A 6251-nucleotide genomic window follows, 5' to 3' on the forward strand; every position below is an offset into this window, starting at 1 on the left:
TCAAGGTGTTCTTTGGACATCTAATTCTTTCTTTATTTTTGTTTTCGCACTACAAAAATATGAAAGAATTTTTTTATGCTCTTTGGACAACCTACCTGTAAGGTTTATAAAACCTTGCAGGATTTGACACAAAAAACATCAATCAAATACCTTTTTCCTGCCAAACTGCCATATTAATTTGCTTGGCATGAGTATTGAACAATTAAATTCTCCAAGAAACATTTTGATTGTCAGAAACCTTTTGTACTTTCACTCTGACATTCTGGCAGATAATCAGGTTCGTTTTATCAAATTATCAAAGCCTTGATTATCAAATATGTAAGAAAATTACGACCAAGCAAAATTACAAATCAACCAAATCCGTTATTAAAATTAGATAATAATGACTCCTCTGACAATCAGCGAAATCAAAAAATCAGTTTCAAATCAACGGTCAAATTATAGAGGTATATAATGAATAGAGATGCATTCTCAAAACTTGTAATGGCAAGACAAGACGTTGAAAACGTTGAAATGATAGAAATTGCTTCGCCTGATGAAGTAATGGAAAACGAAGATAATTTGCCAACTGATTTGGCTCTATTATCTTTACGGAATACCGTTTTATTTCCTGGAATCGTTATTCCTGTAACTGTAACGCGGTCGAAATTTATAAAAATGGTAAAAAAAGCCTATCGCACCGACCGAACAGTTGGCGTGGTAGCACAATTGCGTCATACACCAAACGAGCCAACACCTGAAGACCTCTACAAAGTTGGAACTATCGCCCATATTTTAAAAATGATTGTGTTGCCAGATGGTAACGTGACGGTTATTATTCAAGGTCGTAGACGTTTTGAAGTGTTGGAATATACCCAAACAGAACCTCATTTGACGGCAAATGTGAAATATATTTCCGAAAATTTTCCAAATACTCGGAAAAAAGAAACAAAAGCCTTGATACAAAGCCTCAAAGAAGCAGCCTATAAGATTTTGAATCTAAATCCTGATATTCCTCGTGATGCCCAAATGGCAATCAGCAATATAGATAGTCCAAGTTTCTTGACACACTTTTTATCGTCAAATCTGAATATCGAAATCAGCGAAAAACAATTGCTTCTGGAAACTTTTGATGGGGGAGAGCAAGCCCATAAGCTACTCGAACACATGATGAGGGAGATTCAGTTGTTAGAAATCAAACGAGATATTCAGAGCAAAGCGAGCATTGATATTGACCAACAACAACGTGAATATTATTTACGCCAGCAAATAAAGGTTTTGCAGGAAGAATTGGGCATGGAATCGCCAGACCAAGAGGTAGAAAAATTGCGTGCAAAAGGTGCGAAAAAGAAATGGACGAAAGAGGCAAACGACCATTTTAACAAAGAATTGAACAAAATTTTACGCATGAATTCGATGTCGCCCGAATACGGTGTGTCTTTGAATTATGCTGAAACAATGGTCGATTTGCCTTGGAATGAATTTACAAAAGATAATTTTGATTTAAAGCGTGCCAAAAAAGTGCTTGATGCAGACCATTCAGGGCTTGAAAAAGTAAAGGAGCGTATCATCGAATACTTGGCAGTTTTGAAGCTAAGAAGCGACATGAAAGCACCAATTTTGTGCCTTTATGGTCCTCCAGGCGTAGGAAAAACTTCTCTCGGAAAATCAATTGCGAAAGCATTAGGTCGAAACTATGTAAGAATGTCTTTAGGCGGCTTGCATGATGAAGCCGAAATTAGAGGGCATCGCAAAACCTACATTGGTGCTATGCCAGGAAAATTAATTGTAAATCTTCAAAAAGCCAAGTCATCCAATCCTGTTTTTGTTTTAGATGAAATTGATAAAATAAATAGAGACCACCGTGGCGACCCTTCATCGGCATTGCTCGAAGTGCTTGACCCAGAGCAAAACAATGCTTTCAAAGATAATTATTTGGAAGTTGATTTCGACCTCTCGAAAGTGCTTTTTATCGCAACCGCCAACTCACTGGATACAGTACAAGGACCTTTGCGAGATAGAATGGAAATAATTGAAATTTCGGGATATACGGTTGAGGAAAAAATAGAAATTGCAAGAAAACACCTCGTTCCAAAGCAATTGGAGCAACACGGAATCAAGCCAAAAGATTTGAAGATTGACGATAAAGCAATTCAGAAAGTAATTGAAGGCTACACCCGTGAATCGGGCGTGCGACGTTTGGAGCAACAAATAGGTGCTTTAATCAGAAAAATTGCAAAATCGATTGCGATGGAAGAAAATTATCCAAAAATTGTGAAAGCTGAGCATGTAGAGAAAATGCTCGGTGGCGTAGTTTTCGATAGAGATATATATGAAGGAAATGATGTGCCAGGAGTAGTAACAGGTTTGGCTTGGACTTCGGTGGGTGGAGATATTCTCTTTATTGAGTCAAGTTTAAGTCGTGGAAAAGGACAAATTACGCTTTCTGGTCAATTAGGCGACGTAATGAAAGAATCTGCAATCACAGCACTTTCTTACCTAAAATCTCATGCTGATAATATTGGTATTGACTACAGGATTTTCCAAAATTATGACCTTCACGTACACGTTCCGCAAGGAGCTGTACCAAAAGATGGTCCTTCGGCAGGAATTACGATGCTCACTTCGATGGCTTCGATGTTTACGCAACGCAAGATTAAGCCAAACACAGCAATGACCGGAGAAATTACACTTCGTGGAAAAGTTCTACCAGTAGGAGGTATCAAAGAGAAGATTTTAGCTGCCAAACGTGCTGGAATAAAAGACATCATTATGTGTTATAAAAACCGTAAAGATGTAGAAGAAGTTGGCGAGACTTACACTCAAGGATTGACTTTCCATTATGTAGATTATGTAGAAGAAGTTCTTGAAATTGCTCTTTTGCAAGAAAAAGTTAAAAACCCTTTGAACTTTATCCTTCCTGAAGAAAAGAAAGAAACGCCAGTTTTGCCTTTGGATGTTGTGATAGTATAAAAGGCTTAAAAGTTGTATAAACAAAACCCCCCTCTAAATTTTAGAAGGGGTTTTTTGTTTGAAAACATGATCATTTAATTTTTTTCCGCTCCTTGTATTTTAGATGCCCCCTTTTGTGGAATACCAGGTTGTGTTATTTCAAAATTTTCTTTTACTTTGGCATCAGCAACCATTTTTCGAACATCAGCCAATAGTTTCTTGGCATCATAAATTACGCCGTCCTTTACAGTATATTTTACGCCACCAACTCTGGTAACTTCATTTTTATCATTGACCTTGATTGCTCCAGTACCGTAGAGTGTCTTGAGATTTGCCAAAGGATTTTCTTCGGTAATTACAAAATCAGCTAATTTTCCTACTTCAACTGAACCAATTTGATCTGCCATGCCGAGAGCTTCTGCTCCTTTGATGGTTGCAGCACGAATGACTTCTAAAGGGTGGAAACCAGCCTCACGAAGCAATTCAAGCTCACGAATATAGGCAAAACCATAGAGTTGATAAATAAAACCAGAATCAGAACCCGTTGTTACTCGTCCCCCCTTATTTTTATACTCGTTCACAAAACGCATCCATATACGATAATTTTCTTTCCAAGCAACTTCTTGTTCTGTACCCCAATTGAGCCAATAAGAACCATGTGAAAGACGACTTGGCCCATAAAAACGCCATACAGTGGGCAAAGTATATTCATCGTGCCATTCTGCTCGTCGGGCAAGCATCAAATCTCGATTTGCTTCATAAATATTAAAAGTTGGGTCGAGTGTGAAATCAATTTTAATGAGTTCATCCATCACTTGATTCCATTTAGCAGAACCAGGCTCGGCCGCTTGTTTCCAAAGTTTTCCTGCTTCTTCAAAACGATTTTGTTCATTATTATAATTATAATCGGCAGGATAATTTTGTAGGGTTCGCTCGTCGAAAAGAGCTTCGGGCAAGCCATACCAATGTTCCATGCTTGTAAGTCCAGCTTTTGCAGTTGCCAAAACATTCATGCGAGCTACTTCCAGTTGGGCGTGATGGCAAGCTGAACGAAGTCCGATTTTCTTGTTTTCGTCTAATGCAGCTCTAAAAACCATAGGTTCAGCACCAAAAAACTTAATTCCATCCGCACCTTTGGCAGCATTATCTCGTACCCATTGACGTGCTTCTTCAGGTGTAGTAATAGGTTTGTCGCTTCCCATACCGAATGCGGTATAGGCTTTGATGCGTGGAGCAGTGATTTCATTTTTCTCGCTTCTACGTTTTTGGTCGAGCGTCCAATCTAAGCCATTTCCTGCCGAAGGGTCACGAATAGTAGTGATGCCATGAGCCAGCCAAAGTTTGAATACATATTCGGCTGGTGTGCCTTGTTGTTTTCCTCCGATGTGTCCGTGCATATCAATGAAACCAGGCATTAGGTACATTCCTGTACAATCTAGTTCCTTATCACCTTCATTTAGTTTTGGACGACTTTTTGGATCAATCGGCACACCTGGGTAACCCACTTGCTTAATTTGAGCAATTTTGTTTTTTTCAATCACAATATCTATAGGGCCAACGGGCGGAGCACCAGTGCTATTGATGAGTGTTACCCCCCTGATGATTGTTCGATTGGCGTATTCACCTTCAGCACGATTGGGTGCTTTTTCGATTTGGGCAAATACAAATGTTGTAATGAAGCTAAAGAGAAGTGTAATTTTTTTAGACATGATATTTTGGTAGGTTTTTAGCAAATTTACTGATGATTTGTTGAATTCATAAAATTTGAAGCAATTTTTAAAATATCTTAAAAAATATCCTTAGGCTGGTGTTTTTTGACGAATTTTGTATTTCTCATTGAAAACGTCTTTAAATTTATGAATAAAATAGAAGCCACCCTAAAAATGAAATGCCCACGCTGCCACGAGGGTGATTTATTTACAACAAAAAATCATTTTTCTTGGCAAAAACTCACCAAAATGCACGAAAACTGCCCCAAATGTAATTTGAGGTATGAGCGTGAATCAGGTTTTTTTTATGGAGCAATGTATATAAGTTCTATTATTAATATGGTGTTTTTCGTAGCTGCTACCATTGCTTATTATGTGTATTTCGATGAACGAGTTGATTGGCGAATTTATATTTGGTCTTATGTACTTTTTACTGTTTTGATAACACCATTTATTTATCGTCTTTCACGCTCCATTTGGTTAGAGATTTTCAATGATTATAAACCGCAAATAGAATAGGAGACTATTTTTTGCCTTCCAACATTACCCCAAAAGTCCAGCGAAAATCATTGTTTTTTCTGCCAGGAACAACCACGCTTTCGTAAGAATTTTCCATCATACTGCGAAAACTTACGTTTTTGGAAACCTGGTAACGTAAAATCAAATTACCATTCCATCGAAAATTCTTTTCGGTAATACTGGGTTGTACATAAAGGGTGTGCGAGAGAGACATTTTGCCTTTGTCGAAGGTATATTCTCCAAAAAGTCGAGTAGAATTTCGCCAAAGGTTTCGGTCAGGAAATTTTTCATTGATTACAAAATCGGTCTTTTCATATAGCAAAACGTTTGTAACAGAAAGATAAACGGTTTTTTTCTGAACCAATTTTAAACCAAAACCACCTGCTCCAACAAAGCGATTGTTTATTTTCCGAAGATTACTTCGCTCAAATGAAGTGAAAGCTAAATAATAAAATCGTTTTTCGTACAGAAAACTTGCCCGAAGGTCAGCAAAAGTCTCTCGCTCGGCCGAAACCTTGTTTTGATTGCCGTAAATATATGATGGACTACTCGATAGTTTGAATGTTTTATGTAAATTCCAGTCTAAACTTGTTGCAAATTGAATCAAAGCACGACTAACATTTCCTGAGGTAACTGTACCATCGGTAGAAAATCGATAACGAAATTTGGCGGGTTTATCATCTTTTTTATCCTCCACTTCTTCGGTACTTTCTTCATCACCCTCTTCCTCTTGGGCAGAGCTGTCTGCTTGCATTACTCGATTATTTACATGTTGTAGTGTATCTTGTGGGGTAGCTTGAGCGTTAGAGCTTATATAAAATGAAAAAAGAAATAGAATAAGTAACTTTATTTTCATGGTTTTTGGGGTTAGGTTTTGTGTTTAAGATTAAAAAAGCCATTTATCAGCCAAAACAAGGTCTTTAAATAGCTTCCTCATATTTTGTCACAAAAATTGCATTTCTTTGTTAATAAAGCAACTTTTGATTAGGCTTAACAGGGTTTGTTCATAAAAAAAAAGGTTACTTAAATATTGCTGGTATTAACTTCCAGTTTTTAGTCAATTTTTCTCTTAGGATGGATTTATTACCACCT

At 37.4% G+C, this 6251-nt stretch carries 4 protein-coding genes; 2 read left to right on the forward strand and 2 right to left on the reverse strand.

The window, feature by feature from the left end:
* The first annotated feature begins 483 nt into the window (after window positions 1-483).
* The gene (gene lon, locus ACH2CJ_RS02615; RefSeq protein ID WP_394990525.1) at window positions 484-2952 is read left to right on the forward strand and encodes an endopeptidase La; all 2469 of its coding nucleotides are present in this window, start codon (window positions 484-486) and stop codon (window positions 2950-2952) included.
* A gap of 74 nt (window positions 2953-3026) precedes the next feature.
* On the opposite strand, the gene ACH2CJ_RS02620 is transcribed toward lon, so the two are convergent.
* On the reverse strand, window positions 3027-4640 hold the full coding sequence (locus ACH2CJ_RS02620) for an amidohydrolase family protein (RefSeq protein ID WP_394990526.1): 1614 nt from the start codon (window positions 4638-4640) through the stop codon (window positions 3027-3029).
* A gap of 147 nt (window positions 4641-4787) precedes the next feature.
* Between ACH2CJ_RS02620 and ACH2CJ_RS02625 the strand changes: the two genes are divergently transcribed.
* Window positions 4788-5159 (forward strand): DUF983 domain-containing protein, encoded by a 372-nt coding sequence (locus ACH2CJ_RS02625; protein ID WP_394990527.1) that lies wholly within the window; start codon window positions 4788-4790, stop codon window positions 5157-5159.
* Window positions 5160-5163: 4 nt separating this feature from the next.
* On the opposite strand, the gene ACH2CJ_RS02630 is transcribed toward ACH2CJ_RS02625, so the two are convergent.
* On the reverse strand, window positions 5164-6015 hold the full coding sequence (locus ACH2CJ_RS02630) for a DUF481 domain-containing protein (RefSeq protein WP_394990528.1): 852 nt from the start codon (window positions 6013-6015) through the stop codon (window positions 5164-5166).
* Window positions 6016-6251: the final 236 nt, after the last annotated feature.

This window comes from Emticicia sp., assembly GCF_043780375.1.
In the GTDB taxonomy this organism is placed as follows: Bacteria; Bacteroidota; Bacteroidia; order Cytophagales; family Spirosomataceae; genus Emticicia.